Origin of the sequence: Streptomonospora wellingtoniae (assembly GCF_031845375.1) — a bacterium.
Classification (GTDB): Bacteria; Actinomycetota; Actinomycetes; order Streptosporangiales; family Streptosporangiaceae; genus Streptomonospora; species Streptomonospora wellingtoniae.
The window spans coordinates 1-1,390 of sequence record NZ_JAVREK010000058.1 but is presented as its reverse complement, the minus strand read 5'-3'; the positions used below and the strand labels follow the sequence as shown (position 1 = coordinate 1,390).

Genomic DNA, 1,390 nt, shown 5'->3' with positions numbered 1-1,390 from the left:
GGGCCAGGCGCAGCAGAGCTTGTGTGTGGGTCTTGCCGCGGGCCCGGCACTTGTCGTAGTAGCCGCGGGAGGCCGGATCATGCAAGGCCGCGAACGCCGAGAGGAACATGGCCCGTTTGAGCTGCCGGTTTCCACTCCTGGGCGCGTGTTCGCCGTGGATCGAGGTCCCCGAGGACTTGGTGGTGGGGGCCAGCCCGGCGTAGGAGGCCAGATGGGCGGCGGTGGGGAAGCCGGTGCCGTCGCCGACGGTGACCAGCAACACGGCGGCGGTCCTGACCGCGACCCCCGGTATCGAGGTCAGGACCTGCGAAAGAGGGTGCTCCTCCAGCAGGGCCCCGGTTCGGGCCTCCAGGGCCCGGCGCTGATCGTGGACGGCCGCCAGGGACCGGGCCAGGGAGGGGATCACGATGTCGAGGGTGGCGGTGCCGGGCACGACCACGGTCTGCTCGTCGAGTGCGGTGAAGACCTCGTCGATCAGCCGGGCGGCCATGCGCGGGGCCGTGGGGCGGATCGCCTCGACGAGCTCGGCGCGTCCGGCCGTGCGCAGGGCGGTGGGGGAGCCGTAGCGCTCCAGCAGCCAGGTGACGGCCGGGTGGTCCAGGCGGGGCCCCAGGACGCGCTCCAGTGCGGGGTGGAACTGGGTGAGCAGGCCGCGTATCCGGTTGCTGGTGCGGGTGGCCTCGGCGGCGAGGTCCTGGTCGAAGCCCACGAGCACGGTCAGCTCGGCGGTGATCTCGTCGGCGGCCTGCAGGCTGCGCAGGGCATGGGGCATGGTGCGGGCGGCCTCGGCGATGACCGCGGCGTCCTTGGCGTCGGTCTTGGCTTCGCCGGGATACAGGTCGACGATGCGGCGCATCGCCAGGCCCGGAAGGTAGGCGACCGTGCAGCCGGCGTCGCGGGCGACGGTCAGCGGCAGGGCGCCGATGGAGGCGGGCTGGTCCACGACGACCAGGACGGTGCCGAACTTCGCGGCGAGCTTGTCGAAGACGGCCCGCAGCTTGGGTTCGCTGTTGGGCAGCGCCTTGTCGAAGACCTTCTTGCCGGCCCGGGTCAGCGCGTGCGCGTGGTGGGCGCTCTTGCCGACGTCCAGGCCGAGGAACACACCCGCGTCTTGGGTATCGAGCATCGTGCACTTCCCCGGGGGTTGAATGTACCGGCCTGGGCATCGGTGTCGTACGCGCGCATCCACGTTATGCAGACCTGCCGCCCGCTCATGGCCGGGCGTTGCGCTCGGCCGGGCGGTAGTCGGACCTCTTATCAGCGTCTCCGACGGCACCTCTCGGGCCCGGTGACACCACCCCCCGGGTCATGGGTTCGACAGGGGGACACAGTCATGCCGGGCCCAGAGGCCGGTGGCCCTGTTGCAGGGCCACCAAAAACATAACGGGGG

Annotated in this window: 1 protein-coding gene; it reads right to left on the bottom strand. The window is 71.4% G+C overall.

The window, feature by feature from the left end; translation table 11 throughout:
- The coding region (locus RM446_RS24595; protein ID WP_311547825.1) for an IS110 family RNA-guided transposase at nucleotides 1–1,126 on the bottom strand (1,126 nt) is incomplete at its 3' end.
- Between the last annotated feature and the right edge of the window lie 264 nt (nucleotides 1,127–1,390).